The 23578-nt window shown below is 64.8% G+C and carries 25 protein-coding genes and 2 pseudogenes; all 27 read left to right on the top strand.

Annotation, left to right across the window (positions count from 1 at the left end; all coding sequences use genetic code 11):
• The first annotated feature begins 18 nt into the window (after positions 1-18).
• Complete coding sequence (locus PSm6_RS22150) at positions 19-489, top strand: DUF2280 domain-containing protein (RefSeq protein WP_265168241.1); 471 nt, start codon at positions 19-21, stop codon at positions 487-489.
• Complete coding sequence (locus PSm6_RS22155) at positions 476-1762, top strand: terminase large subunit domain-containing protein (RefSeq protein WP_265168242.1); 1287 nt, start codon at positions 476-478, stop codon at positions 1760-1762. Before PSm6_RS22150 ends, PSm6_RS22155 begins: the two co-directional genes overlap by 14 nt.
• The gene (locus PSm6_RS22160) at positions 1762-3579 is read left to right on the top strand and encodes an anti-CBASS protein Acb1 family protein (protein ID WP_265168243.1); all 1818 of its coding nucleotides are present in this window, start codon (positions 1762-1764) and stop codon (positions 3577-3579) included. The genes PSm6_RS22155 and PSm6_RS22160 overlap by 1 nt, the downstream gene beginning before the upstream one ends.
• 1 nt (position 3580) lies before the next feature.
• Positions 3581-4726: a DUF2213 domain-containing protein gene (locus PSm6_RS22165; RefSeq protein WP_265168244.1), complete on the top strand. Its 1146-nt coding sequence runs from the start codon at positions 3581-3583 to the stop codon at positions 4724-4726.
• Positions 4726-5178: a structural cement protein Gp24 gene (locus tag PSm6_RS22170; protein WP_265168245.1), complete on the top strand. Its 453-nt coding sequence runs from the start codon at positions 4726-4728 to the stop codon at positions 5176-5178. Before PSm6_RS22165 ends, PSm6_RS22170 begins: the two co-directional genes overlap by 1 nt.
• Before the next feature lie 186 nt (positions 5179-5364).
• A pseudogene (locus PSm6_RS22175) lies at positions 5365-6113 on the top strand (DUF2184 domain-containing protein).
• A 12-nt stretch (positions 6114-6125) separates the two neighbouring features.
• A complete protein-coding gene (locus tag PSm6_RS22180; RefSeq protein WP_265168246.1) occupies positions 6126-6518 on the top strand; it encodes a hypothetical protein in 393 nt (130 codons plus the stop codon).
• A gap of 61 nt (positions 6519-6579) precedes the next feature.
• Entirely contained in the window at positions 6580-7098 is a 519-nt protein-coding gene (locus PSm6_RS22185; RefSeq protein WP_265168247.1) for a DnaT-like ssDNA-binding protein, read from the top strand.
• Positions 7095-8105 (top strand): putative phage head morphogenesis protein, encoded by a 1011-nt coding sequence (locus tag PSm6_RS22190; RefSeq protein ID WP_265168248.1) that lies wholly within the window; start codon positions 7095-7097, stop codon positions 8103-8105. Before PSm6_RS22185 ends, PSm6_RS22190 begins: the two co-directional genes overlap by 4 nt.
• A gap of 2 nt (positions 8106-8107) precedes the next feature.
• Complete coding sequence (locus PSm6_RS22195) at positions 8108-8503, top strand: hypothetical protein (protein ID WP_265168249.1); 396 nt, start codon at positions 8108-8110, stop codon at positions 8501-8503.
• Positions 8503-8928 (top strand): HK97 gp10 family phage protein, encoded by a 426-nt coding sequence (locus PSm6_RS22200; protein ID WP_265168250.1) that lies wholly within the window; start codon positions 8503-8505, stop codon positions 8926-8928. The genes PSm6_RS22195 and PSm6_RS22200 overlap by 1 nt, the downstream gene beginning before the upstream one ends.
• On the top strand, positions 8925-9338 hold the full coding sequence (locus PSm6_RS22205; RefSeq protein ID WP_265168251.1) for a phage tail terminator-like protein: 414 nt from the start codon (positions 8925-8927) through the stop codon (positions 9336-9338). Before PSm6_RS22200 ends, PSm6_RS22205 begins: the two co-directional genes overlap by 4 nt.
• Positions 9339-9391: 53 nt before the next feature.
• Positions 9392-10048 (top strand): phage tail protein, encoded by a 657-nt coding sequence (locus PSm6_RS22210; RefSeq protein WP_265168252.1) that lies wholly within the window; start codon positions 9392-9394, stop codon positions 10046-10048.
• 9 nt (positions 10049-10057) lie between these two features.
• Positions 10058-10441: a phage tail assembly chaperone gene (locus PSm6_RS22215; protein WP_265168253.1), complete on the top strand. Its 384-nt coding sequence runs from the start codon at positions 10058-10060 to the stop codon at positions 10439-10441.
• Between the two features lie 68 nt (positions 10442-10509).
• A complete protein-coding gene (locus PSm6_RS22220; RefSeq protein WP_307735145.1) occupies positions 10510-10764 on the top strand; it encodes a DUF1799 domain-containing protein in 255 nt (84 codons plus the stop codon).
• Positions 10761-13793 carry a phage tail tape measure protein gene (locus PSm6_RS22225; protein ID WP_265168254.1) on the top strand — a complete coding sequence of 1011 codons (3033 nt, stop codon included), beginning with the start codon at positions 10761-10763 and terminating at the stop codon, positions 13791-13793. The genes PSm6_RS22220 and PSm6_RS22225 overlap by 4 nt, the downstream gene beginning before the upstream one ends.
• A complete protein-coding gene (locus PSm6_RS22230) occupies positions 13793-14131 on the top strand; it encodes a phage tail protein (RefSeq protein ID WP_265168255.1) in 339 nt (112 codons plus the stop codon). Before PSm6_RS22225 ends, PSm6_RS22230 begins: the two co-directional genes overlap by 1 nt.
• A pseudogene (locus tag PSm6_RS22235) lies at positions 14128-14936 on the top strand (phage minor tail protein L). The gene PSm6_RS22230 and the pseudogene PSm6_RS22235 overlap by 4 nt, the downstream one beginning before the upstream one ends.
• A 2-nt stretch (positions 14937-14938) precedes the next feature.
• Positions 14939-15646, top strand: a complete 708-nt coding sequence (locus tag PSm6_RS22240; protein ID WP_265168256.1) for a C40 family peptidase — start codon at positions 14939-14941, stop codon at positions 15644-15646.
• A gap of 15 nt (positions 15647-15661) precedes the next feature.
• The gene (locus PSm6_RS22245; RefSeq protein WP_265168257.1) at positions 15662-16087 is read left to right on the top strand and encodes a hypothetical protein; all 426 of its coding nucleotides are present in this window, start codon (positions 15662-15664) and stop codon (positions 16085-16087) included.
• Positions 16088-16104: 17 nt separating this feature from the next.
• Positions 16105-16533, top strand: coding sequence for a DUF2846 domain-containing protein (locus PSm6_RS22250; RefSeq protein WP_265168258.1), 429 nt, complete (start codon positions 16105-16107; stop codon positions 16531-16533).
• Positions 16534-16586: 53 nt separating this feature from the next.
• The gene (locus PSm6_RS22255) at positions 16587-17192 is read left to right on the top strand and encodes a tail assembly protein (protein ID WP_265168259.1); all 606 of its coding nucleotides are present in this window, start codon (positions 16587-16589) and stop codon (positions 17190-17192) included.
• Between the two features lie 61 nt (positions 17193-17253).
• Positions 17254-20280: a TipJ family phage tail tip protein gene (locus PSm6_RS22260; RefSeq protein WP_265168260.1), complete on the top strand. Its 3027-nt coding sequence runs from the start codon at positions 17254-17256 to the stop codon at positions 20278-20280.
• Positions 20277-20573 (top strand): hypothetical protein, encoded by a 297-nt coding sequence (locus tag PSm6_RS22265; protein WP_265168261.1) that lies wholly within the window; start codon positions 20277-20279, stop codon positions 20571-20573. The genes PSm6_RS22260 and PSm6_RS22265 overlap by 4 nt, the downstream gene beginning before the upstream one ends.
• The gene (locus PSm6_RS22270; RefSeq protein WP_265168262.1) at positions 20573-21406 is read left to right on the top strand and encodes a hypothetical protein; all 834 of its coding nucleotides are present in this window, start codon (positions 20573-20575) and stop codon (positions 21404-21406) included. Before PSm6_RS22265 ends, PSm6_RS22270 begins: the two co-directional genes overlap by 1 nt.
• A gap of 39 nt (positions 21407-21445) precedes the next feature.
• Complete coding sequence (locus PSm6_RS22275; RefSeq protein ID WP_265168263.1) at positions 21446-23152, top strand: hypothetical protein; 1707 nt, start codon at positions 21446-21448, stop codon at positions 23150-23152.
• 2 nt (positions 23153-23154) lie between these two features.
• Entirely contained in the window at positions 23155-23577 is a 423-nt protein-coding gene (locus PSm6_RS22280; RefSeq protein WP_265168264.1) for a hypothetical protein, read from the top strand.
• Position 23578: the final 1 nt, after the last annotated feature.

Genomic DNA, 23578 nt, shown 5'->3' on the forward strand with positions numbered 1-23578 from the left:
TTGACGGACGACCCCCCTATGGCAGCGCTTAACGGCGAGGTGAAAGCGTTCATCGTGCAGGCGCTCGCCTGTTTCGATACGCCAACGCAGGTGGCCGAGCAGGTCAAGAAGGACTACGGCATCGAGGTCAGCCGCCAGCAGGTGGAGTCGCACGACCCGACCAAGTACGCCGGCCGAGGCCTGGCGAAGAAGTGGGCCGAGCTGTTCCACCACTGCCGGCAGCAGTTCCGGGAGCAGACCGCAGACATTGCGATCGCGAACCGCGCCTACCGGCTGCGCGCGCTGGGGCGCTTCGTCGAGAAGGCCGAGGGCATGCGCAACATCTCCTTGGCCATGCAGGCCCTGGAGCAGGCCGCCAAGGAATGCGGCGACAGGTACGTGAACCGCCAGGCCCGGGCCGAGACGCCTCCTGACGATGTGCCCCCGTCGTCCGTAGAGGTGACCATCGTCGACGCGAGCGCGAGGAAGCCAGACGATGCCGACGCTTAACGTCCCGCAGGGTCGCTTCCTGCAGCTGCCGCACAAGTTCCGCGGCTTCGTCGCCGGGTTTGGCTCGGGCAAGACCTGGGTAGGGTGCGCGGGCCTCCTGCAGCACGTGCTGAAGTGGCCGGGCATCGACAGCGGCTACTTCGCGCCGACCTACCCGCAGATCCGCGACATTTTCTTCCCCACCATCGAGGAGGTGGCGCACGACTGGGGCGTGAAGGTCCGTGTGAAGGTGAGCGACAAGGAGGTCGACTACTACTGGGGCGGCCGCTACCGCAGCACCACCATATGCCGGTCGATGGACAACCCTTCGACCATCGTCGGCTTCAAGATCGGGCACGCCCTGGTCGACGAGCTGGACGTGCTTGCGCTGGCGAAGGCCCAGCACGCCTGGCGCAAGATCATTGCGCGCATGCGCTTCAAGGTCGACGGACTGAAGAACGGCGTGGATGTCACCACGACGCCCGAGGGCTTCAAGTTCGTCTACCAGCAGTTCGTCAAGCAGCTGCGCGAGAAGCCGCACTTGGCCAACCTGTATGGGCTGGTCCAGGCCTCCACGTTCCAGAACGAACTCAACCTGCCGGCGGACTACATCCCATCGCTGATGGAGTCCTACCCCGAGCAGCTGATCAGGGCCTACCTGAACGGCCAGTTCGTCAACCTGACGGCGGGGACCATCTACACCGCCTACGACAGGGCCCTGAACGCCAGCAAGGAGACCGTCCAGGCCGGCGAGCCCATTTTCGTCGGCATGGACTTCAACGTCGGGAAGATGTCCGCAATCGTCCACGTGAAGCGCCTGGGCCTGCCCCATGCGGTCGACGAGATCGTGAACGGCTACGACACCCCGGACATGGTCCGCCAGCTGAAGGAGCGCTACTGGCTCTTCGACGGCAAGGACTACCGCAACACGCGGCAGATCCGCATCTACCCCGACGCCTCGGGCGACTCGCGCAAGTCGGTCAATGCAAGCCTCACCGACATCGCCCTGCTGAAGCAGGCGGGCTTCAGCGTGCACGCCCCGGACGCCAACCCCCCGGTCAAGGACCGCATCAACTGCATGAACGCCATGTTCCGCAACGCACAGGGCCAGCGGCGCTACCTCGTGAACGCCGATCGATGCCCGACCTACGCCGACGACCTGGAGCAGCAGGTGTGGGGCGACAACGGCGAGCCGGACAAGAAGGCCGGCAACGACCACCGGCCTGACGCCGGCGGCTACTTCATCCACCACGAGTACCCCATCAAGCGGTACTCACTCGCAGGGGTCTCCTGATGGGCGCGTTCCGCTTCCTCACCGACAAGCTGGTCAACCTGGTGGCGAACCTGGGCACCGGCCGCGACAAGGCGTCGGGCTCCGTGTATGCGCCGACGTTCCTCTCCGACCAGGAGCTGGTCAACGCCTACCGGGGCGCCTGGCTGCCGCGCAAGATCGTCGATATCCCGGCCCTTGACGCCACCCGCAAGTGGCGCAGATGGCAGGCCGACAAGTCTCAGATCGAGAAGATCGAGGCCACCGAAACCCGCCTGCATCTGCGCAGTAAGGTACGCACTGCGATGATTCGGGGGCGGCTGTTCGGCGGGGCGGCGATCTTCATCGGGACCGGTGACCGCGACACCTCGCTGCCGCTGGACCCCTCGCGCATTGGCCCGGGTGGGCTGAAGTACCTCACCGTCATGAACAGGCGGCAGCTCACCCCGACGGAGATCGAGAAAGACCCGGCTTCGGACCTGTTCGGGAAGCCCAAGGCCTACCGCCTGGCCGACAGCGCGGTCGACATCCACCCGTCGCGGCTGGTGCTGTTCCAGGGCGCCGAGCATCCCGACCCGGAGATGTGCGAGGCCAGCCACTACGGGTGGGGCGATTCGGTGCTGCAGGCGCTGTTCGAGGCCGTGAAGCAGTCCGACAGCACCATGGGCAACGTCGCCAGCCTGGTATTCGAGGCCAAGGTCGACGTCATCAAGATTCCCGACTTCATGGATCAGCTCCAAGACCCCGAGTTTGAGCGGCGGGTGATGGAGCGCATCCACCTGGCCGCCACGGCGAAGGGCATCAACGGCACGCTGCTGCTCGACGCCGACGAGGACTACGAGACGAAGCAGGCCAGCTTCAGCGGCCTCCCCGATGTGATCGACAGGTTCTTGCAACAGGTGTCGGGCGCCGCTGACATCCCCGCCACGCGGCTGCTCGGCCAAGCACCGGCCGGACTGAACGCGACGGGGGAAGCGGACCTGCGCAACTACTACGACCGCATCCAGGCCGCCCAGGAGCTGGACCTTGGCCCGGGCATGACGGTGCTCGACGAGTGTCTGCTGCGCTCCTCGCTGGGCACGCGCCCGGCAGAGGTCCATTACGTATGGGCACCGCTGTGGCAGCCAACGGCTACCGAGCGATCCGAGAACGGCAAGCGCACCGCCGAGACGATCAAGATTCTGGCCGAAACCAAGCTGTTCCCCGGTGACGCGCTGAGCAAGGCGGCCGCGACGGTGCTGGTCGAGGAGAGTGTGCTACCGGGCCTGGAAGCCGCCCTGGACGAGTTCGGCGATGAACTGCCCGACGAGGAGGAAGGCGAAGAGGAGGTCGAGGCCCTGCCGAATCAGCGGCGGACAGCAGTCACCGACGCTGCGCCCCGATCGCTCTACGTCTCGCGCCAGGTGCTCAACGCCGACGAGCTGCTGGCATGGGCTGCGGGGCAGGGCTTCGGCACCACCTTGGCCGCCGATGACCTGCACGTGACGATCGCCTACAGCCGGCAGGCCGTGAACTGGATGGCCGTGGGCAGCTCCTGGGGGGATCAGAACGGCGAGCTGCTGGTGCAACCCGGCGGGGCGCGCCTGGTCGAGCCCCTGGGCGGCGAGGGCGCGGTCGTTCTGCTGTTCAACTGCTCGGAACTGACCTGGCGCCACATGACTATCCGTGAGGCTGGCGCCTCCTGGGACTACGCCGAGTACCAGCCCCACATCACCATCACCTACGACGCCGGCGAGCTGGACCTGGCCAAGGTCGTGCCGTATCGCGGCCGCATCCTGCTGGGCCCCGAGGTGTTCGAGGAACTCAACCCCGCCAAGGCGTACACCGCCAAAGAGGACTGACATGCTTCTGACCGATTCCGTGTCGGTGTCTGGCGTTCGCCGGACTGCTGACGGCTACCTCGTGGCCGATGCCCGGGTAGCGCGCACTGGCATCCAGGAATACCTGGGCTCGGAGGTCGACCCGGACAACGAGCACGGCCTGCGCGACAAGCCCATCGTCCGGCTGTATCGACCGCCTGAGTCGGTGTTCCACAAGGACGCCATGCACTCGTACGCCTACCGGCCCATGACGAACGGCCATCCCAAGGGTGCAGAGGTCAATGCCGAGAACTGGAAGGAGCTGGCAGTTGGGCAAACCGGCGGGGAGGTGCTGCGCGATGGGGATTTCGTGCGCGTGCCTTTGGTGCTGATGGATGCGAAAGCAATTCGCGACTACGAAGCCGGCAAGCGCGAGCTCTCCATGGGCTACAGCGCCGAAGTGATCTTCCAGGACGGCGTCACCCCAGCCGGCGAGCCCTTCGACGTCTCGCTGGGGCCCATGACCATGAACCACTTGAGCCTTGAGCATCGCGCTCGGGGCGGCGAGCAACTGCGCATCGGGGATCAGCGCGCCCCCGTCGCTGATTCCCCCGCGCAATCAACCCCAACAGGAGGCCATGACATGGCTGAAGCACTCCGCAAAATCCTGGTCGACGGTCTCACCATCGAGGTAACCGAGCAGGGCGAACAGGTGATCGAGAAGCTGAAGAAGCAGCTCAGCGACGCCGGATTCCAACTGAAGTCCGTCAACGACAGCCACGCAACCGTGCTGGCTGCCAAGGACACCGAGCTGGCCAAGAAGGACGCCGAAATCGACGCCCTGAAGACCAAGCAGCTCAGCGACGCTGACATCGACAAGCGCGTTCAAGAACGCGCCGACCTGATCGCCAAGGCGAAGCAGATCGCCGACGGCGACTACACCGGCAAGTCGGCCGACGAGATCCGCAAGGCCGCGGTGGTGGCCAAGCTCGGCGATGCGGCGATCGCTGACAAGGGTGATGCCTACATCTCCGCCCGCTTCGACATCCTGCTCGAAGACGCCGGTGGGCCGGACCCCGTCCGCCATCACTTCCGCGCCCAGGACAGCAAGCCCAACAACCCGAGCGACAACGGTCAATCGGCATACGAAACCAATCTGCGGGACGCCTGGAAAGGGGGTAGCAAGTAATGGCCGTTCAAACCAACTACAGCGAGAACATCCGCCGTGCCGTGCCCGGCATGATCGTGGACATGATCCCGAAGACCCTGCTCTCTCGCACCATCGAAGACAGCGCAGGCGTGGGCTTCGGCATCGCGGTCTGCCAGGGCACCCAAGACAAGAGCGTCCGCAAGTTCAGCGGCGACTTCGTGGGCAAGTTCGTCGGCATCACCGTCCGCGAGCGCTCGCTCAATGCCGAGGCCGACGGCTTCAAGCAATACGACTCGGTGCGCCTGATCACCAAGGGCGCGGTCTGGGTTCTTCCCACCGTCGCCGTAGCACCGCGCGATCCGGTCTATCTCGTTCCGTCGACTGGTGCGTTTTCCAACGTAGCCGGCGTCGACAACATCCTGGTCCCTGGCGCGAGCTGGGATACCCGAACCACCGCCGCCAACCAGATTGCACAGGTTCGCCTGGGCTAAGGAGCCAATATGAAATACCGACTGATCGACGCCCAGGCCGCCCTGGGCTTCGTGACCTCGCAGACCACCCACGTCGAGCGCGAGGTTAACCAGACCGTCTACCCCGATATCCAATACGCTGCCCTGGTGCCGGTGGATACCAGTGCCAACCCCTGGGCGAAGACCGTTACCTACTACTCGTCCGACATGTTCGGCGCCGCGGCCTGGATCAACGGCAATGCCGACGACATCCCGATCGCCGGCACCGAACTGGCCAAGCACGAGACCTCCGTGCACATGGCGGGTATCGGCTACGGCTACGGCCTGGAGGAGATCAGCCAGGCGCAGCAGCTGGGGATCGACCTGCCGGCGGCCGATGCTCTGGCTGCCCGACGTGCCTACGAGGAGATGGTCGACCGCGTTGCGCTGTACGGCGACGCCACCAAGGGCTTCAACGGCATGGTTAACACCCCGACCGTCACCGCTGCTTCCGCAGACCAAGGCGACTGGGCGAACGCCACCCCGGGGCAGATCCTCAAGGACGTGAACAGCGCACTGTCGGGGCAGTTCTCCGGCACCCTCTACACCGGCCTGGCGGACACTCTGCTGATGCCCTACAGCGCATTCCTGCACGTCAGCACCATGCCGCTGAACGACAACAGCACCGACACCATCCTGTCCTGGCTGCTGACCAAGAACGTGTACACCGCGCAGACCGGGCGCCCCTGACTGTTCGCGCCATGCGCGGGCTGGATACCGCAGGCGCTGGCGGCACTGCGCGGATGGTGGCTTATCGCCGTGACCCGAACGTGGTGAAGCTGCATATCCCGATGCCGCACCGCTTTCTGCCTGTCTGGCAGGCCGGCCCCATTCGCTGGGAGGTTCCCGGCATCTTCCGTCTTGGTGGCACTGACGTTCGCCGGCCGAAAGAAATGATCTACGTCGATGGCCTGTAAGGAGGACATGACATGGCACTGGTAACCAACATGAGCAAGATCACCCCCATTGGCCTGCCTGGCGGCCCGCTGATCGCGCCGGGCGCTTCCGAACAGGTCGACCACTGGGACCAGGTGAAGAACCGCAAGAATGTCGCGTTCTACGTGGAGCGCGGCGTCCTGGTGGCGAAATCTTCGGAAGGGGGCTCTGCTGACGGTTACACCCGCGAGCAGCTGGTGGCTCGATTGGTGGAGCTTGGCACCACCCCGGGGCCCACCTCCAAGGACGAGACCCTGCGCAAGAAGCTCGCCGAGCTGCTGACCGCCAAGCTCAAGGAGCTGGGGGTGCCGGTGGCCGACGAGGGTGTCTCGCTGGCGGAGCTGGACGCCGCCTACACCACCGCTATCACCAAAGCGGACTCGTAATACCCCACCAGCCAGGACGGCGACCCCAGGCCATGGATGGCCACCTATTCGAGACACGACGATGCCTGACTTCTACGGAACCCTTGCCGGCGCCGAGGCCTACCATGTTGCGCGCGGCAATGCCGCGTGGACCGGCGAAGATGCGCTGCGGCACGCCGCTCTGGTGCGCGCGTCGTCGTTCGTTGACGGGCTCGGCACCAGGCTGCCAGAGCCTGGCAAGGCCGTGCTGGCGTTCCCCGGCCACAAGGTCGGCGGGCGCTCGCAATTGCTGCAGTGGCCGCGCGCTGGTGCGATCGATCGCAACGGCGATGCAATCGACCCCGGCCAGGTGCCGGTCGAAGTGGAATACGCCACCTACGAGGCGGCTCTACGCGAACTGACCGCCCCCGGCAGCCTGCGGCCGGACTTCGTGCGCGCCGGGGCGGTGAAGCGCGAGAAGGTGGGCCCGCTGGAAACCGAGTTCTTCGACAACTCCGAAGCCGGCGCCGATGCGGTGCTACCGGTGCTGGCCACCGTGGACCAGCTGCTGGCCCCGTTGATGGTGCGGCGCAGCCTGGCGCCCGCGGTGCGCGTCGTATGACCGCCCAGGAAATCCTGCGGCAGATCGAAGCGCTTGAGCCCGGGCTGGAGCGCGCCTACCTGGACAGCGTCCGCCGCACCGTGGACGCGGCCACCGTCGCACAGGTCGAGCAGCTGCTGGCGGATGACGACGAGGAAGGCCTGGTCGCGCTGCTGGCGCTCGGCGCCCTGGCGCTGCTGGTGGAGCTGGTGCGAGCCGCCTACGTTGCCGGCGGCCGCTACGAAATGGCGATGCTGGTGCTGCCGCGCAGCGTTCGCTCTGTGGTTGGACGGGCCGAGTTCGACCAGACCCTGCGACCGGTCGACGCCTGGGTCGGCCGCCAGGTTGGCGAGGTCCGGCAGGCTGCTGCCGATGGTGTCCGTGAAGCGATCCGCGCCGCGATATCGTCCCGCCGGACCATCTCGGGCACGCTACCTGCTCGCCAGGCCGCCCTCGACCTGCTGGGGCGTGTGAGCGCTCAGACCGGCCAGCGAACCGGCGGCACCGTCGGCCTGCCGGGGAACATGGCGCGCTATGTCGCCAAGGCGCGGGAGCAACTGCTTAGCGGTGACCCGGCCCAGCTCGCGGCCTTCCTGAAGCGCTCCAGGCGCGACCGGCGCCAGGACGGCATCGTCAAGCGCGCCATCAAGGCGGGCAAGCCGGTCAGTGCCGCGGACACCGAACGCATCGTTGGCCGCTACGCCGATCGCCTGATGCGCACCCACGTTGACCAGCTGTCGAAGGGGCTCGCACACGAGTCGTTCAACGCCGGCCGCCAACGGGCGTGGGAGCAGTTGGTGGAGCAGGGCCTGCCTCTGGACCTGGTGACCAAGGACTGGTCGGACCGCGCGGACGAGAAGGTCCGGGTGAGCCATCGCGCGATGCGCGGCCAGGTAGTGCACCTGCACGAACCTTTCCGCGCGCCAAGCGGTGCGTTGCTGATGTACCCCGGCGATACCTCCCTCGGCGCCGGCGAGGACGAAACAGCGGGCTGCCGCTGCATCTGCATCTACCAACTGAAGGTCTGAACATGGCTGACATCTACGAACGCGGCCGCGAGATGGCTGCGCGCATGCTTGCGCCCCGCAGTAAGGGCGGGAAGGGCCTGGAGATGGTCCTGCGGGTCACCGGGCCCGCTGGCAAATACGACCCCGAGACAGGAGGCGCTGGCCAGGTCAGCGTCGACCACAACGGCTCAGCAGTGCGCGCCGACTACGACCAGCGCGATATCGACGGCACAGCCATCAGGGTTGGAGACGTCAAGTTCCTGGTGTCGCCGGTGAAGCTCGACGGCAGCGACCTGCCGAAACCCAAGACCAAGGACCGCATCACCTTCGCGGGCACGACCTACAACGTCGAGCACTGCAAGGCCTGGGACTACGCCGGCCTTGCCTGCGGGTACGAGGTGCAGGCGAGGGAACTGTAATGGCCAGCCGTTATGCCGGCCTGCAGGGCAGTTTCTCCCAACAGCTGCAACGGTTCGCCGAGCAGACCCTCGACGACATGGACGAGGTGTTCCGCCGCGTGGTGATCGAGATCGGCACTACGGTGATTCGCCTGTCGCCGGTGGACACCGGGCGCTTCCGGGGGAACTGGCAGTTCACCATCGACCAACCGGCCGCCGCCAGCCTCAACGCCTTCGACAAGGAGGGGCACGAGACCATCGCCCGCCTCGTGGCCGACGTGCAGCACCTCAGCTTCGGCCAGACCGCTTACCTGGTGAATAACCTGGTCTACGCGATCCCGCTCGAGTACGGGCACAGCAGCCAGGCGCCCACCGGCATGGTGCGGATCACCCTGGCCATCTTCCAGCACCTTGTCGACGAGGCAATCCGAGAGGTCACGTCATGAGCCACGCACGCGCACGACGCGCTATCGAGGCGCTTCTGGCGCCTTGGGCTGAGGCCCGGCCGATCGAAGTTGCCTTCGGCGCCGAGCCCTTTACGCCACCAGAGGGCGAGATCTACCTGCGCGCCTTCCTGCTTCCAGCCAGCACCCTGAGCCGCTACTTGGGCGGTGAGGCCTACGAGTTCACCGGGGTCTACCAGGTCAGCATCGTGGTGCCCAACGGGCGCCCAGCAGCTGAGCCCGAGCAGCTGGTGGACGAGCTTGCGGACCTGTTCCCCGTCGACATGGCGCTCAGCAATGGCGGGTTCGAGGGCCTGGTGCTCACCCCCGTTCACCCTGGGCCCAGCATCGTCGAGGGCACCACCTACACCGTTCCAACCAGCTTCACCTACCAAGGTGCGGCCGACAAATAGCCCGTCCGGGCGAACCCTCCGCCCCCGGGCGGGCAACCACGAGGAAACACACCATGGCCGCACGCTTCCCGCTGCCCAACGGCGCTGTTCTGGAAATCGCTTCCGCATTCAGCGCCGCCATCGCTTTCACCGCCATCACCAACGCCGCTCCCCCGGTGGTCACTTCCGACGATCACGGCCTGCTGAACGGCGCCGTCGTCATGCTCGAATCCGGCTGGGCGGGCATTACCGATCGCGCCACCGCCGCCGCGAGCGTCACCGCTGACACTCTCGCGCTTGCTGGGCTGAAGACCACCAACCCGCAGAAGTTCACCGCTGGCGCCGGCCTCGGCAACCTGATCCCGGTCTCCACCTGGATGCAGATCTCCAAAGTCACCGCCTTCTCCGTCACCGGTGGCGACCAGAACTTCCTCACCGTCGGCTACCTGGAGGACGACGACGATCGCCAGGCGCCCACCAACCGAAACCCCATCACGGTGTCCGTGACCGTTGAGGACCAGCCGGCCGCCGGCTACGTCGGCGTGGTGGAGGACTACAGCGACACCAAGGAGCTGACGGTGCTTCGCCTGAAGCTGCCCAACGGTGACCAGCTCCTCTACCCGGGCTACGTGAGCATCACCAGCACCCCGACGATGGAGCGGAACAACCTCATGACCCGAACCATCACCGTCGGCCTGTCGGGCCGCCCGGTGCGCATCAACGCCGCGTAAGGAGCCAGCATGGCCAAGTACAGTATCTCCCAGGAACCGACCTTTACCCTGGACGTGACCATCCCGCGCATCGGCGGTGAGCCGATCCAGGTGCCGTTCACCTTCCATTTCCTCGATCGCATCAAGTTCGCGGCCTATGTCGACCGCAAGGATGAAGAGCGGCGCGCTGTTTTCGAGCTGCTCAAAGACGGCAGCGTCTCCGTTGCGGATATCACCAAGCGCTCCACGGCCTTCCAGCTGCAGGAGTTGAAGGTGGTGGTGAAGGACTGGGGCTTCGACGAGCCCTACAACGCGAAGAACCTGGCCGCCCTGGTGGGAGGCCTGGCCGCAGTGCCCGACGCGGTGTTGGCAGCCTTCGAAGGCGGCTACGCCCCGGCCCGCCTGGGAAACTGAGGGCGGCGGCGGCCCAGCTCTACCAGCCCCCGATCGATGCCGAATCCCTCGGCCTTCTGGGGCTGACGCTGGCCGACATCCCCGAGGAGACCCTGCAGGTGTACCCGGAAAACTGGGACGCCTTCCGGGTCTTCGAGACGATGCGGACGCAGTGGCGCACCGGTATGTGCGGTGCGACCGGTCTCGACTACACCGCCATCCCCGCCGTTATTGACCTCCTCAACATCCCCGCCGATCGCCGGCAGCTCTTCGGTGACCTCCGTGTCATGGAGTTCGAAGCGCTGGACGTGATGGCAGAGCAACGCATCCAGGAATCCTCATGACCACTCCGTCCCTCGCTTCGCTGGGTATTCGCGTCGATTCGGCGGATGCCGCCGAAGCGGCCGAAAACCTTGACCGCCTGACGACTGCCGGCGCCGGTGCCGAGCAGGCGACGAAGCGGGTGGGGGAATCGGCTGAGGCTGCGGCTGCGCGCATCAAAGCCATGGTCGCGGCGTCGCTGGAAAGCAGCGACTACGCCAAGACCCTGTCGACCAACCTGGAGGCCGCTGCCGGGTCCATGGCGCGGGTTTCGAAGGAGTCCACGGACTGGGCTCGGTTTCAGGGCGAGATGGTCAACCGTGGCCGCGCCCTGGCGATGTCGGAAGAACGAGTCGCCGCCCAGACTGCAAAGGCATCCGGCGCATTTACCGACCAGGCCGCAGACCTGCAGAAGTTGCTCGGGCAAATCGACCCCACGGTGGCCGCCTATGGTCGCCTGGACGACATGCAAGAGCGCTTGGGCAGGTTCAAGGCGGCTGGCGTGCTGAGCCCGGCGGAATTCGCCGACTACAGCGCACGGATCGACCAGTCTCGCGCCGCGTTGGGCCAGTTCGACGACAAGCTGGCAAAGACCGGCATGACCGCAAAGGCCACCGCCGCCGCTCTGCGCAACGTGCCGGCCCAGCTGACCGACATCGTCGTGTCGCTCCAGGCCGGGCAATCGCCGCTGACCGTATTCCTGCAACAGGGCGGCCAGTTGAAAGACATGTTCGGCGGGATCGGCCCCGCAGCTCGTGCTCTTGGTGGCTACATCCTCGGCTTGGTGAATCCCTACACCCTGGCAGCGGCTGCAGTCGGCGCGCTGGCGCTGGCCTACTACCAGGGCAGCGAGGAGCAGGACAAGTTCCGCATCTCCCTGGAGAGCACCGGCAACGCGGCCGGCACCACCGTCGACCAGTTGGCCAGCATGGCGCAGCGGGTCGGCGACACCGTAGGCACCACCGGCAAGGCCTCGGCGGTGCTGGCGGAGCTGGCAGGCACCGGCAAGGTGACCTCCGATGTGTTTGAGCGGCTGGCAACTTCGGCAGTCGCCTGGGAGAAGGCTGGCGTCCAGTCCGCGTCCGCGACCGTCGCCGAATTCGCAAAGCTGGGCGAAGACCCGGTGAAGGGCGTACTGGAGCTGAACGACAAGTACAACTTCCTCACCGCCAGCGTGTTCGAGCAGATCCGCGCGCTGCAGGAGGAGGGCGACACCATCGGCGCGTCCCGCGTGGCATGGGCCGAGCTGAGCGACACCTTCAACGAGCGTGCCGGGCGTATCCAGGAGAACCTGGGAGGCATCGAGCGCGGCTGGCAGGGCATCACCGATACCGCAAAGGGCGCCTGGGACGCGATGCTCGACATCGGCCGGCCCGACACGCTGGACGACAAGATCGGCTGGATCGACAACCGCCTCGCGGCGATCGCCGGCGGCGACTCGGTGGGCTGGTTCAAGGACCGCGACCAGGTCATCAACCAGCTTCGCGAAGAGCGCGACATGTTGGTGTCGCGGAAGGAAGCGGAGAAGGAGAACGCTGAGCTTGACAGTTACTGGGCTAAGGTTCGCCGCGAAGGCCACAAAGCCTACGAGGACATCCAGAAGACGCTGGAAAGCACAGCCTCCAAGCAGCAGAAGCTGCAGAAGGCGCTGCTGGATAGCCAACTGAAGATCAACAAGGCGCGTGCCGCCAACTATCAGATCACTGCCGAAGAAGAGGCTGCCCTGGAGAAGCAGCTGCGCGAGAAGTACAAGGAGCGCACCCCGCGCACCCGCGCCGTGCGGGAGGATGCTGGAGACGCCCGTATATCGGCGATCGCCCGCGAGAATGCCGCGCTCACCGAGCAGCTGAGCAGCACCGAAAAGCTCAGCACTGCCGAGCGCGCCCTGGCGAAGTTCAATCAGGAGATCGCCGACCTCAAGGAGCGGCACATCCTCACCGCCCAGCAGAAGCAGGTGCTGGCGAGTGAGGACGAGATCCGCACCGAGATCCAGAAGCAAGTCGTGCTGCAGGAGCAGCTGCGGCTGCGCAGCGAGGCGATCAAGCTGGCCAGCTACCAGGCCAGTCTCGACGCCCAGCAGAGCCAGGCACAGGACGGCATGCGGCTGCAGCTCGCTGGCATCGGCATGGGCGACCAGGCGCGGCAGCGCGCCCAGGAAGCCCTGCGCATCCAACAGGACTTCGAGCAGCAGAGCCGGCGCCTTCAGGAGCAGTTCAACCAGGGCCAGATCAGCCAGGGCCTGTACGACCAGGAAACCGAGGCCCTGCGCAGTGCTCTGGATCAGCGCCTGGCCATGCAGGAGGACTACTACGAGAAGCTGGACGCCGCCCAGGGTGATTGGACCAACGGCGTCCGCGCGGGCTTCGAGACCTACATGGAGAGCGCTCGGGATGCCGCAGGCCAGGCGAAGTCCTTCGTCACCAGCAGCTTCAGCACCATGGAGGACGCCATCACGCAATTCGCGGTGACCGGCAAGATGTCCTTCGCCGATTTCACCAAGAGCATCCTCGCCGACCTGGCGCGCATTGCAGCACGGCAGGCCGTCACCGGGATCTTCTCGTCGATCGCTTCCAGCGCAATCGGCTCCATGGTGGGCGGCTACTTCGGCGGCGGGGCAGCCGCGGGCAGTACCAGCGCCGGCGCCACCACTTCCGGCTACACCGGGTCGTCCTTCGACAACTGGGTCGCAGGCCAGCGGGCAGGTGGTGGCGATGTGGCGCCGAACTCCCTCTACCAGGTCAACGAGCTCGGCCCCGAGCTGCTGAACCAGAACGGCAAAACCTACCTCATGACCGGGGAGCAGGGGGGCAGCATCACGCCGCTCGGCCGTGGTGGTGCCGGCATGGCGACCGCCGCCGGCGGGGTCAATGTGTCGATCAGCGCGCCGGTGACCGTGATCACCCAAGACCGTACCGCCCAGGGTGGTGAGCTGGACCAGCAGGCCATGGCGGCCAATCTACAGAGCCAGTTCAAGGCCGTTGCCGAGAAGGTGGTCGCCGACTCCTGGCGTTCCGGCGGCACGAGCTGGCGCAACGTGAACGGGAGAGCGTGATGGCGGCACTTGAAACCTTCAGCTGGCGTATCCAGCGGGGAGATGAAGGGCAGGAAGAGGGCACCGTGCGTTCTGCCCAGTTCGGCGATGGCTACCGGCAGACCTCTGGCGACGGCCTCAACTCGACGCGCCAGACCTGGACCGTTACCTGCACCGAGCCGCTGGCGGTGGTGTCCGAGATGCGCGCCTTCATGCGGCGCAACCTCGGCCGCTCCTTCGCCTGGCGCAACCCGTTCGGCGAGCTGGGCCTTTACCAATCGTCCACATGGACCTCCCGTGTTGTCGGCGGTGGCTTTGCGGTGTTCACCGCGACCTTTGAAGAGGCGTTTCATCCATGATTCGGACCGATATCCAGAAGCTGGAGCCGGGTAGTCTGGTGCAGCTGATTGAAGTCGACTGCAGCGCGTTCGGCGGCGACGTCCTTCGATTTCACGGGCACACCATAGTGATTCGTCCCGAGGACGTAGAGACCGCCCGGAACCCGCTCTATGCCGGCTCCCTGCATTGGCTGGCCGGTGACACGTCGTTGCTCATCGGGCGCACTACCGAAATTACCGCGCGCTCCATCTGGTGGCAGGGCGAGGAGTATGGCGCCTGGCCCTGCCAGGTTGAAGGCATCGAGGCGAACGGGACCGGCTCGCCGGCCACGCCCACCCTGTCCGTTGGCAACATCGACGGGTCCATCAGCGCCGCATGCCTCTACTTCGAAGACCTTCTACAGGCCCAGGTGACCGTCCGGCACACCATGGCCCACTACCTGGACGCCGAGAACTTCGAAGGCGGCAACCCGGATGCCGACCCTACCCAGGAATCGATCGACATCTGGTACGCCGACCGCAAGTCGTTGGAGACCAACGAGGTGGTTCAGTGGGAGCTGTCCAGCCCGGCCGACATGCAAGGGCAGACAATCCCGGCCCGGATCATCTCCGGCATCTGCGAGTGGTGTGTTCGGGGGCGTTACCGCGGGCCAGAGTGCGGCTACACCGGAGCGGCGATGTTCGACGATGACGGCAACCCCACCGACGACCCCGAGAAGGACCAGTGCTCGGGGCTGCTCTCCACCGGCTGTAAACCCCGGTGGGGGAGAACAACGAACTGCCGTTCGGCGGGTTCCCGGGCGCCTCTCTCCTTCGGAGCAACTGACCATGCGAAAACACATCCTGGCCGCCGTGCAACAGCACGCCGCGGCCGAATACCCGCGCGAGTGCTGCGGCCTGGTGGTGGCCATCGGTCGGCGCCAGGTGTACGTGCCGTGCGAGAACACTGCGGCGGATCCGGCCGAGGAGTTCCGCATCGCCCCAGAGGCGTATGCAGCCGCCGAAGACCAAGGCCAGGTCATCGGGGTGGTGCACAGCCATCCCGACGGCACCAGTCAGCCCTCGCCGCGCGACGTGGCCGCCTGCAACTCGGGCGACCTGCCCTGGCACATCATCAGCTGGCCCGAGGGCGACCTGCGCACCATCGTCCCCGAGGATGCGCCGCTGATCGGGCGGCACTTTGTGCACGGCACCGACCACGACTGCTACGGGCTGATTCGGGCCTGGTATCGGCAGGAGCGCGGCATCGAGCTCCCTCGGTTCCCGCACGACTGGTACTGGTGGGAGGGTGGGGCCGACCTCTACGTCAAGCACTACCGCGACGCCGGTTTCGAGCAGGTGCTGGACGGCAGCTTGTTGGCGGGTGACGTCATCCTGATGCAGATCCAGGCGCGTCAGATCAACCACGGCGCTATATACCTGGGCGATGGCCAGATCCTCCACCACCTGTACGGCAGGCCCTCCTGCCGCGACGTCTGGGGCGGCTACTGGCAGGAGCGGACGCGAATGGTGGTGCGTTACACTGCGCCGAATTGAGCCAAGGAGTGACGCATGAAACTGAGGGATCTAGGGGGTGTTGTTCTCGCTGTCCTATTGCTTGCTGGCTGCTCCACAAGCCCAGTGACGGAGGGGCAGGCAAAGGCAATTTCGAGCGATCGCGTGTACGCGCCGGACCTGGTGGGCAGAGCAGATTCCGAGAGTGCCAAGGCGACCTTCCTGCGTGACGAAGGATATTTCGGCTCGGGCTGCAGCCACGTCATCTACGTGAACAATCGAAAGGCGTTTGCGATCCGTCAGGGTGAGGGAGTTTCGTTAAGGCTTCAGCCTGGCGAATACTCGTTCCGGTTGGAAACGGGGGCGGGCATGTGCCCTAACATTGCCACTTCCCAGGACATCACCTTGAAGCCTGGTTCGGCTGTCACCTATCGAATCCTGCTCCCGTCTGACGGCAATCTGCGGCTTACGCGCATCCAGTAGAAAAGGAGAGTCCACCAATGCGGTCCATCATTTTCCTCGCAGCTGCAGCTTTGCTCGCCGGGTGCGCAACCAGTCAACCGGGTACGAACGTGAGCGCTATCCCTAGTGATCGGCAGCTCGCCTACGGCCAGAAGTTGCCTGGCAGTGCCGAAATAGTTGTTACGCGGGACGAAGGGTGGTTTGCCGGCGGTGGCTGCTATGTCGCGGTCCTCATCGACGGGCAGCTGTCCGCGCGAATCGACGTCGGCGAGCGCGCTGTCTTCTACGTTCCTGCCGGTCGTCGCATCATTGGGATGTCCGGTGATGCATCTGGGCAAGGGCTGTGCGCTATGCAGGTTGGCCAGCCCCTGAAGGAAACTTCTACTCGAGTAGATTCAGGGGAGGTGCAGCGCTTCCGGATCTCGGGCGACACCAATGGGCTTGATATCCGGCCCAGCTCCACCTAATACCCCCACAGACACAACCGCCTTCGGGCGGTTTTTTTATGCCTGGAGGAAACATGGCTACCGCAATTCACTACGCGCCAATGTGCACGATTCTGCTGTCCGGGCGACTGGCCCGGTTGTTTGGGCGAGAGCACCACCGCCAGCTCGATGGCGGCACCACCTGGGAGGCGTTCAGCGCGCTGCGCAATACCATTCCCGGCTTCCGGCAGGAGATTGAGCGGGCCGCCAGGAGCGGCCAGCGCTACGCGATCTTCCGCAACCGTCGCAATGTCGCTGAGGGCGAGTTCGACCTGGCTGGGACACGCGAGATTCGCATCGTTCCAGTGCTCGCTGGCAGCAAGCGCGGCGGCGTGCTGCAGACCATCATCGGCGCTGTTCTGATTGTCATCGGTGTTGTTATGTCGCCCTTCACAGGAGGCGGCTCCATGTTTCTAACGCAGATCGGCGCCGCGCTGATGATTGGCGGCGTCATCCAGATGCTCAGCCCCCAGGCCAAGGGCCTGAAAGGGCGGCGGGACACCGAAAACCAACCTAGCTACGCCTTCGGCGGCCCGGTCAACACAACGGCCATGGGCAATCCGGTGGGGCTGGGTTACGGCAAGCGGCGCATCGGCGGCGCCATCGTCTCCGCCGGAATCTGGGCTGAAGACATCGCCTGACGGCGCCATCGCAACAACGCAAGCCGCCTCCGGGCGGCTTTTTCATGCCCAGAGGAAACCCATGATCGATTTCGACGAGTACATGCTCGCAGCCCAGGGCGTCCAACTGCATGGCAGGAAGGGCGGCGAAAGCGAAGCCAGGCAGCCGGTGGAGTCCCCCGACAGCCTGCGCTCGGTGGCCAAGGCAAAGATGCTGCTCGCGTTGGGCGAAGGTGAATTCAACGGCCGCCTCGATGGCACCCGCATCTTCCTCGACGGCACGCCCCTGATCGACTCCACCGGTAGCAGTAACTTCCCCTATGTGAAATGGGAGTTTCGCCCGGGCAGCCAACACCAGAGCTACATCCAGGGCATGGCCGCGGTAGAGAACGAGATTGCCCAGAACGTTGAACTGCGTAACGGCACGCCCTATGTGCGCGCGGTCACCAATCTGCAGCTCTCTGCTATCCGCTTGCGGTTCCGCTGGCCTGCTCTCCAGCAACAGCACACCAACGGCGATATCACCGGTTACACCGTGGCCTATGCCATCGACGTGCAGACCGACGGCGGCGCCTACCAGACCGTGGTCAGCACGGCTGCCAGCGGCAAGACCACCGGGGGCTATGAGCGCAGCCACCGGGTTGACCTCCCTCCGGCCACCAGCGGTTGGCAGATCCGCGTCCGCCGGCTCACGCCGAACAGCAGCACCGGCACGATTGCGGACACCATGACCGTGACCGCATTCACCGAGATCATCGACAGCAAGCTCCGCTATCCGAACACCGCGTTGCTCTATATCGAGTTCGACGCCTCGCAGTTCACCAACATCCCCCAGGTGTCGTGCGAGCCCGAGATGCGCATCGTGCAGGTGCCCAGCAACTACGATGCCGCCACCCGCACCTATTCCGGTCCCTGGGACGGCACGTTCCAGCCCGCCTGGACCGATAATCCGGCCTGGATCACCTACGACGTGATCACCAACGAGCGTTTCGGCCTGGGCAAGCGGGTCAAGGCTTGGATGGTCGACAAATGGGAGCTCTACCGGATCGGCCAATACTGCGATCAGCTGGTGCCAGACGGACAGGGCGGCCAGGAGCCGCGTTACACCTGCAACATCTACATCCAGTCGAAGGCAGAGGCCTGGACGGTGCTGCGCGACCTGGCAGCGATCTACCGCGGGATGACCTACTGGGCCCAGGGCCAGATGGTGTCGATCGCCGACATGCCGCGGGACATCGACTACCTCTACACCCGCGCCAACGTCATTGACGGGAAGTTCACCTACTCGAGCAGCAGCGAGCGCACCAGGTTCACCCGGGCGCTGGTCAGCTACGACAACCCCGCGAACGGTTACGAATCCGATACCACGGCACCGCCACCGGACCTGGCCCTCATCCGCCGCTATGGCGTCAACCTTCTGGAACTCAGCGCAATCGGCTGCACTTCGGAGTCCGAGGCGCAGCGGCGCGGCGTCTGGGCGCTCCTCACCAATGCGAAGGACCGTGTGGTGACCTTCCAGGTGGGGCTCGACGGCCAGATCCCGATGCCGGGCTACATCATCGGTATCGCCGACCCCCTGCTGGCCGGGCGGCCTATCGGTGGGCGCATCAGCTCGTTCCAGGCGAACCGGCAGTTGACGCTCGATCGCAAGCCCGCCGCGAAGCCCGGCGACCGACTGCTCATCAACCTGCCCAGCGGCAAGGCCGAGGCGCGCACGATCGAGACCGTCGAAGGCAATGTGGTTACCGTCACCACCGCTTATAGCGAGGTGCCGCAGGCGCAGCTGCAGTGGTCCGTCGACGCTGATGACCTGGCCGTCCAGCAGTTCCGGGTCACCGGGGTGGCTCGGGACGATATGCACCTGTTCACGATCACCGCCACTCAGCACGACCCGAACAAGTTCGAGGAGGTGGACACCGGGGCCCGGATCGAGGACCGCCCCATTACCGTTATCCCACCAAGCCGCCAGGCGCCGCCGACGGATGTGCAGATCGTCGCAAGCAGCGCGGTGTCCCAGGGGCTGGCGGTGACCACGGCGACCATCCGCTGGGTGGCCCCGGAGCACGCGGTGGCCTTCGACGTGGAATGGCGCCGTGATGATGGCGACTGGACCAAGCTCCCGCGCACCGGCAACACGAACGTGGACATCGTCGGCATTTACGCCGGCGCGTACCTGGCCCGGGTGCGCGCGGTCAACGTGATGGATGTGGTATCCGTCGCCGCGACCTCGGTGCTGACCAACCTCGACGGCAAAGTCGGCAATCCGCCGGCGCTGGCCTTCCTGAGCGCGACGCCTGCGGTGTTCGCCATGCATCTGCGCTGGGGCTTCCCGGCCGGCGCCGGCGACACGGCCTACACCGAGATCATGCAGAACGTCGTGAACAATGACACCGGCGCCACGCTTCTCGGGCACTACGCCTATCCGATCGCCGAGCACACCCTGGTTCAGCTCGCCGCCGGCGTTGAACTCTGGTTCAAGGCCCGCCTGGTCGATCGGCTCGGCAACGTCGGGCCCTGGACGGCATGGACGCGGGGACAATCGTCCGCCAACCAATCCGACTACGACGCCTACTTCAACAAGCGGATCAGCGAATCGGCCTTGGCGCAGGCGCTGCTCACGAAGATCGATTCGGGCGGGGGGGCGATGGTCGCGGTGGAGCAGCTGGCCAACGCGCTGGCCGCGATGTACACGATCAAGACCCAGCTGACCGTCGACGGGCGGACCTACATGGCCGGCATCGGCGTGGGCGTCGAGAACGATGAGGGGGTGATCGAGAGCCAGATCCTGCTGGCTGCTGGCCGGGTAGCGATCATCGACCCCAACACTGGGTCGTCGAGCCTCGTGGCGCCGTTCGTGGTCCAGGGCGGCCAGGTCTTCATCAACTCGGCGGTCATCGGCAACGCCACCATCTCCTTCGCCAAGATCACCGACAGCGTGCAGTCCGACAACTACGTGCCCAACACCAGCGGTTGGCGCCTGGCCAAGGCCGGCGGGCTGCAGATCAACGGCGCGACGGCTGACGGCGGGCGCATGCAGATCGTCAACGACGCGCTCCGGATCTACTACCCGAACGGCCAGATCGGCCTGGAAATGGGGCTGTTCCTATGAGTGTTGGTTTTCGCATCTACAGCCCCGACGGGAAGCTGCGGATGGACTGGACCTCGAACGTCACCCAGGTCATGGGCAGCTTCGACACCGGCTTCTCCGCCGGGTCGCTTGCTGTCCAGTGGCCGGCGGGTCGCATTCCCTTCTGGGTCCAGATCCCGAAGTTATCGACGCACCCCAAGGGCACCCGGCTGGCGGCAATCGATTTGACGGAGGCCGGGATCACCTGGGAGTTCGGCGCCTTCATCCCAGAAGGTGGCACCGGCGATTCAACGGTTTGGTATGGGTACTTCTGATGACCGCGAAACTACTGACATACCTGCCCAGCGGGGCGCTCCAGATGGACTCCTCGCGGGTGACGTTCGGCTTGCGCAAGTCCGGAAACCTGGTGTTCGCATACCGTGACTACAAGCTGATCCAGCGCTCCATTGGCGGCGACGTGTGGATTCCCTGGACGCAGTATGACGACGTCTACAGTTGCACCTTCGAGGCGGTGGCTCCGGTTCTGTTTCTGCACGGCCCCGGTGCCCGCGCTTACATGACGCGCAACGGCAACCAGTGGACCTTCTACTTCGCGGGCGCCAGCGTTGAAACACGCTTCTACATGTTCGATTTCATGATCGACACCGGCACCGGACCGGCGTTGATCACCAGAACGCCGGAGGGCGCGGTCACGTTCAACTCCCGGCAGTGGCCCATGAACGTCGTGGCCAATGTCGTGCCAGCAGTTCCTCCGCCGCCGATTGGCAACCCGACCCCGCCGTGGGGCAGGAACTACCCGGCTTACACGGGCGGCACCTTCGAGGTGCTGGCGGCTCAGTCCTCTACGTTCGAGTGGATTGTCAGCCGCTGGCATTACCAGATGACGCCAGGGCGGCTCTACGCGGCGTCTCTTCAGTGGAGCCGCGGGGCGATGATGGTCGGAGGTGAATACACCTATAACCGGGCGTGGAACGTCATTGAGGGCGCCTACGGCAACGTGGGGTCGATGTCGTTCTGGTTCACCACACTCCCAGGCACAAAGTTCGGTTATGAGTACGTCACCGAGCGTTTCTACAACGTCCCCACCCGCCTGCCGGCGGCCCAGGTGATTGACGTCACCGACCTGCCTTTCCCTTACGACGCTTGACCAGTGGCGGCGCTGCCGCCCACCTCAGAGAGAACCCACATGGCACGACAAGAAATCCTGCTCGGCGATGCGCCGACTGGCGAGGGCGGCGACAACGCGCGTGAAGCCTTCACCCGAGTCAACCAGATGACGGCCGAGTTGTACGAGGGAATGGCCAACTTGGAGAGCGGCAAGGTCAGCACGAGTGACCCGCGCCTTTCCGACTCTCGAGAGTGGACGGCGGCCACGGTGCCTCAGCCCGAGGCGGAGGCCGGCACGTCTACCACTCGACGGGCCTGGACTGCTCAGCGCGTATGGCAGGCTGCCGCGGCCTGGTGGGCGACGTCGGCTATGAAGACGAAGCTGGACGGCATTGACGCCGGCGCCCAGGCGAACCCTGCTGCAGCATCTCAGGTTGAGGCCGAGGCGGGGACAGGTACGGTGATTCGCTCCTGGACCAGCCAGAGGATCTGGCAGGCGATCGCGGCCTGGTGGAACGCTTCCGCAATGAAGTCGAAGCTGGACGGCGTTGCGGCGAATGCCACCGCCAACGCCACCGACGCGCAGCTCCGGGACCGTTCGACCCATACAGGTACTCAACTCGCCTCGTCCATCAGCAACTTCGGGACTGCTGCTATCGGAACCCTTTTGTCCGGATTCACTGTCGCCTCCTCACGCGCTGCTGTTACTGCGGCAGATTCGGTACTTGTCGCCTTCCAGAAAGTGCAGAAGTACTTGAACGATTTGGGTACAGCGGCATTCGCTACGCTGACCGCATCAATTATTGATGTAACACCCGGTAGGGTACTAAAGGCAGGAGATGGCGGATGGATGGGCGATGTGCCCGTAGTTACTGGATTTACCAATATTGATGACAGAACTATTAGGGGCTTCCGTTTCTATAATAATACGGTCCCTGGAGTTGCACCTCCTGGCATCCAGGGCGGTGTTTTCAAGACGTTCGGAATTACCGGGGATATGGTTGTTCAGGTCTTCTGGGAAACATCTACAGGAAGTTCGCTAGGAAGAAAGTACCGCCGCAACTGTTACGGAACTAATGGTCCCTGGAGTATGTGGGCGCCAGACCCAATTGTTAACACCATGCCATTCATTAACTTAATGCCCGATAGCGGCCGCTTTGCTGGGCGGATTAACCCCCTGCAGCCAAGCGTTACGACTTTCGCGGCCTCCACGTTCTTGTCTCCATACAACGGCGGGTCGCACGCGTCGGGCGGCCAATTCATCAGCGATAACAGCACCAATGGCGGGGCGGCGGGGGCACTAACAGAGCCGGTTTCCACTCTGCTTACTGCCATGGGGCGCACTGGTACAGGCGCCCGCTACGGGATCGAATTCTTCGTCGACACCTATAGCTTCGGCAGTGGCACCGCCAATCCGGGGGCGGGCACTGATTCAGTTACTCGCTATCTGGCTACTACCAACTTGACCAGGGCGCTTTTTCAAGCCCAACAGTACGCCACAATGGTTATGTGGATTAGGGCAAGAGTTAGCGCGTTTCACTTCCAGTTTGAGTATTACAAAAATGGAGTTTTGACTCCGGCCAACACCCCAATTACGGTCGCCGAAGGATGGGTTCACGTTCGGTTTGTTTCGCAGTCCGGCGTGGGCTACAGCAACTCCTGGCCGAACTTGTGCGGAATTTCTGGAGCCTCGGTAAACATCGGTTGCATGGCCGTGTATGGCGGAATAGTCGATGTAGGCTTTCACACTTCACCGCTTGCCACTATTAACGAAATGAGTACCTAACTATGAGAGTTCTTTGTGATGGTGAGTTTTTCGCCGAGTGGGGCGGGACGCTGGAAGAACTCGCTGAGTTCAACGGGTATGACTTGGGCAGGTTCTCGATCGAGGACGATATGGCCCTGGAAACAGAAGAGCAGGTGATCGGGCGGCTCACGGCTGTGGTGCAACTCCACATGGATGAGGTAGCGCACGAGCGAAGCTATGACAGCATCCTGAGCCTGTGCACCTACGCCACCAGCACGAACGAGCAGTTCAGGGCCGAGGGCCAGGCCGGTGTCGTGTGGCGGGATGCCTGCTGGGCGCTGGGTCATGAGTTGGTGGCCAGGGTGCGCGCCGGCACGGCCGATGTCCCAACCGAGGCGGAGCTGCTGGCCATGTTGCCAGCGATGGAATGGCCCCCGAAGGCCGAGGCCGAACCCACCACCTGAA

Source organism: Pseudomonas solani (genome assembly GCF_026072635.1).
GTDB classification, from domain to species: domain Bacteria; phylum Pseudomonadota; class Gammaproteobacteria; order Pseudomonadales; family Pseudomonadaceae; genus Metapseudomonas; species Metapseudomonas solani.

What these genes read in the sequence shown, in the direction of transcription:
- PSm6_RS22150 (WP_265168241.1), top strand. Translation starts at nt 19, where the DNA reads ATGGCAGCGCTTAACGGCGAGGTGAAAGCGTTCATCGTGCAGGCGCTC.
- PSm6_RS22155 (WP_265168242.1), top strand. Translation starts at nt 476, where the DNA reads ATGCCGACGCTTAACGTCCCGCAGGGTCGCTTCCTGCAGCTGCCGCAC.
- PSm6_RS22160 (WP_265168243.1), top strand. Translation starts at nt 1,762, where the DNA reads ATGGGCGCGTTCCGCTTCCTCACCGACAAGCTGGTCAACCTGGTGGCG.
- PSm6_RS22165 (WP_265168244.1), top strand. Translation starts at nt 3,581, where the DNA reads ATGCTTCTGACCGATTCCGTGTCGGTGTCTGGCGTTCGCCGGACTGCT.
- PSm6_RS22170 (WP_265168245.1), top strand. Translation starts at nt 4,726, where the DNA reads ATGGCCGTTCAAACCAACTACAGCGAGAACATCCGCCGTGCCGTGCCC.
- PSm6_RS22180 (WP_265168246.1), top strand. Translation starts at nt 6,126, where the DNA reads ATGGCACTGGTAACCAACATGAGCAAGATCACCCCCATTGGCCTGCCT.
- PSm6_RS22185 (WP_265168247.1), top strand. Translation starts at nt 6,580, where the DNA reads ATGCCTGACTTCTACGGAACCCTTGCCGGCGCCGAGGCCTACCATGTT.
- PSm6_RS22190 (WP_265168248.1), top strand. Translation starts at nt 7,095, where the DNA reads ATGACCGCCCAGGAAATCCTGCGGCAGATCGAAGCGCTTGAGCCCGGG.
- PSm6_RS22195 (WP_265168249.1), top strand. Translation starts at nt 8,108, where the DNA reads ATGGCTGACATCTACGAACGCGGCCGCGAGATGGCTGCGCGCATGCTT.
- PSm6_RS22200 (WP_265168250.1), top strand. Translation starts at nt 8,503, where the DNA reads ATGGCCAGCCGTTATGCCGGCCTGCAGGGCAGTTTCTCCCAACAGCTG.
- PSm6_RS22205 (WP_265168251.1), top strand. Translation starts at nt 8,925, where the DNA reads ATGAGCCACGCACGCGCACGACGCGCTATCGAGGCGCTTCTGGCGCCT.
- PSm6_RS22210 (WP_265168252.1), top strand. Translation starts at nt 9,392, where the DNA reads ATGGCCGCACGCTTCCCGCTGCCCAACGGCGCTGTTCTGGAAATCGCT.
- PSm6_RS22215 (WP_265168253.1), top strand. Translation starts at nt 10,058, where the DNA reads ATGGCCAAGTACAGTATCTCCCAGGAACCGACCTTTACCCTGGACGTG.
- PSm6_RS22225 (WP_265168254.1), top strand. Translation starts at nt 10,761, where the DNA reads ATGACCACTCCGTCCCTCGCTTCGCTGGGTATTCGCGTCGATTCGGCG.
- PSm6_RS22230 (WP_265168255.1), top strand. Translation starts at nt 13,793, where the DNA reads ATGGCGGCACTTGAAACCTTCAGCTGGCGTATCCAGCGGGGAGATGAA.
- PSm6_RS22240 (WP_265168256.1), top strand. Translation starts at nt 14,939, where the DNA reads ATGCGAAAACACATCCTGGCCGCCGTGCAACAGCACGCCGCGGCCGAA.
- PSm6_RS22245 (WP_265168257.1), top strand. Translation starts at nt 15,662, where the DNA reads ATGAAACTGAGGGATCTAGGGGGTGTTGTTCTCGCTGTCCTATTGCTT.
- PSm6_RS22250 (WP_265168258.1), top strand. Translation starts at nt 16,105, where the DNA reads ATGCGGTCCATCATTTTCCTCGCAGCTGCAGCTTTGCTCGCCGGGTGC.
- PSm6_RS22255 (WP_265168259.1), top strand. Translation starts at nt 16,587, where the DNA reads ATGGCTACCGCAATTCACTACGCGCCAATGTGCACGATTCTGCTGTCC.
- PSm6_RS22260 (WP_265168260.1), top strand. Translation starts at nt 17,254, where the DNA reads ATGATCGATTTCGACGAGTACATGCTCGCAGCCCAGGGCGTCCAACTG.
- PSm6_RS22265 (WP_265168261.1), top strand. Translation starts at nt 20,277, where the DNA reads ATGAGTGTTGGTTTTCGCATCTACAGCCCCGACGGGAAGCTGCGGATG.
- PSm6_RS22270 (WP_265168262.1), top strand. Translation starts at nt 20,573, where the DNA reads ATGACCGCGAAACTACTGACATACCTGCCCAGCGGGGCGCTCCAGATG.
- PSm6_RS22275 (WP_265168263.1), top strand. Translation starts at nt 21,446, where the DNA reads ATGGCACGACAAGAAATCCTGCTCGGCGATGCGCCGACTGGCGAGGGC.
- PSm6_RS22280 (WP_265168264.1), top strand. Translation starts at nt 23,155, where the DNA reads ATGAGAGTTCTTTGTGATGGTGAGTTTTTCGCCGAGTGGGGCGGGACG.